The 2,420-nt window shown below is 64.2% G+C and carries 1 protein-coding gene; it reads right to left on the bottom strand.

Annotated elements, in window-relative coordinates; translation table 11 throughout:
* On the bottom strand, positions 1-2,420 hold a 2,420-nt coding region (locus tag A5780_RS37420; RefSeq protein ID WP_156769772.1), incomplete at both ends, for a non-ribosomal peptide synthetase.

The raw sequence follows: 2,420 nt of genomic DNA, 5'->3' as shown, positions 1-2,420 counted from the left end.
ACGGGGGAGGGGCCTTGTAGTTGGTCGATGAACCACAATCGTTGCTGGGCATACGACAACGGAACGCGCTCGGGGCGTTCGACAGGTACCAGTCGTGGGGATCGGCTCGAACCCGCACCATCGATACCGAGGGCCAGCCTGGCAACGGTGGGTGTGTCGAATACGGTGCGCACCGAGAGGTCGGTGTCGAGCGTGGTGTTGATCGCGGCGATCAAGCGCATGGCCGACAGTGAATCTCCGCCGAGATCGAAGAACGAGTCGTCGACCCCGATGTGGTCGAGTCCGAGTATCCGAGCGTAGAGGGTGGTGAGGATTTCCTCGACGGGGGTGCTCGGGGCGCGATACCCGCCGGCGGTGTACTCCGGTGCCGGGAGGGCGCGGATGTCGAGCTTGCCGTTGACCGTCAGCGGTAGCGCCGCCACCGCCATCACCGCCGCCGGGATCATGTAGGTGGGAAGGTGTTCGGCGAGTTGGGTGCGTATCGTGGCGGGGTTTGCGGTGCCGGTGATGTAGGCGACGAGGCGTTTGTCTCCGGGGTGGTCTTCGCGGGCGATGACGGCTGCTTGTTCGATGCCGTCGAGTTGTGTTAGGGCGGTGCGGATTTCGCCGCATTCGATGCGGTATCCGCGGATTTTGACTTGTTCGTCGGCGCGGTCCACGTAGTGGAGTTGGCCGTCGCTTCCCCAGCGGACCAGATCTCCGGTGCGATACATCCGGGCTCCGGGCGCGGCGGATGGGCAAGCCACGAACCGTGTCGCGGTCAGCGCGCTGCGACGCCGATAGCCGCAGCTGACTCCCTCACCGGCCACATACAACTCACCTGTCACACCAACCGGCACCGGCCGTAGCCGGCGGTCGAGGACGAACAACGCCGCACCCGGCACGGGTGAACCGATCGGTGGTGTCCCTGAACCCGGCGCCAATGGCGCGGTCAAGGACACGCACATGGTGGTTTCGGTGGGTCCGTAGCCGTTGACGACCGTGTGTGCGGGCGCCCAGCGGTCTATCACTTGGGCCGGGCAGTGTTCGCCGCCGAGTATCAATGTCAGCGGTTCCAGGCCTTCTGGCGTGAGCATTGCTGCGGCGGTAGGTGTTTGGGTCAGCACGGTGACGTGTTCCGCGGCAAGAAGGTCGTGGAAGTCGCCCGGGGAGAGGGTGATCGAGTCGGGGATCACGACCAATCGTCCGCCGTGGAGTAACGGGCTCCAGATTTCCCACACCGAGACGTCGAAGGCCAGCGAATGACACTGTGCCCACACCTGTTCCGGCGCGGATGTGGGGCCGGTGTTCAGAGTTGTCAGTAGTTGGGTGACGTTGTGGTGGGTAGTCGCTACGCCTTTGGGGATCCCGGTGGTGCCGGAGGTGTAGATGAGGTAGGCGATCGTGTCCGGGCGTGGCGCCGGTAGTGCGGTGCTGGGTTGACTTTCCAGGGTCGGGTCGTTGACATCGATGATCGGTATGTCGATTCCGTCGAGTCGTCCGGCCAGGTCGGCGGTGGTGATCACGGCCACGGGCGTGGCGTCGGTGAGCATGAATTCGATTCGTGCCCTTGGATGTTCGGGATCGATGGGCAGGTAGGCGGCCCCGGTTTCGAGCACTGCCGCTATCGCGGTGATCGCTTGTGCTGTGCGTTGCATCAGAAGTCCGACCACGCATCCGGGACCCACCCCGTGGTCGGTGAGCAAGTGCGCCAGCCGGTTCGCGGCTTGCTCGAGCTGCAGGTAGGTCCAGGAGTCTTCGCCGCAGCTCAGTGCTGTTGCGTTGGGCGTGCGGGCCACTTGCGCGGCGAACAACTCGGGAACCGACGTCGCCGAGTGTGTGTGCGTGTGCAGTACGGCGCGGTTGCCGATTTCGTCCAGCCGGGTGTGTTCGGATTCGTCGAGCAGGTCCACTGATGACAGTGGTTGTCCCGGGTCGCGGGTCAGTTCGGTCAGTGTTCGTTCGAGCCGTTGGATGAGTGTTTCGATGGTGGTGGCGTCGAAGATGTCGGTGCGGAATTCCGCTGCGCCGGTGAGTCCGGCCGGATCGCCGTTGTCGGTGAAGCGTTCGCCGAGGGAAAACGCTAGGTCCATGCGGGCGGTGTGGGTATCCACCGGGAGCGAGCTGATCTGGAGGTCGTCCAATATCAAGCCGGCTGCGGGGTCGTTGTTTCCGGTGAAGTTCTGCCAGGCCAGCAGCACTTGGATGAGGGGGTGATGCCTCAGTGATCTGGCTGGGTTGAGTCGTTCGACCAGGACTTCGAAGGGCACGTGTTGGTGTTCGAAGGCTCCGAGGCTGCGGGTGCGGACTTGGGTGAGTAGCTCGGTGAGGGTGGGATCCCCGGTCAGGTCGACTCGCAGTATCAGGGTGTTGACGAAGAAGCCGACCAATTCGTCGAGGGCGGGGTCGTCGCGGCCGGCGACCGCGAATCCGATTGCCAC

Origin of the sequence: Nocardia sp. 852002-20019_SCH5090214, from assembly GCF_001665865.1 — a bacterium.
Lineage (GTDB): Bacteria > Actinomycetota > Actinomycetes > Mycobacteriales > Mycobacteriaceae > Nocardia > Nocardia nova.
This window is presented reverse-complemented; position numbering and strand designations above follow the sequence as displayed.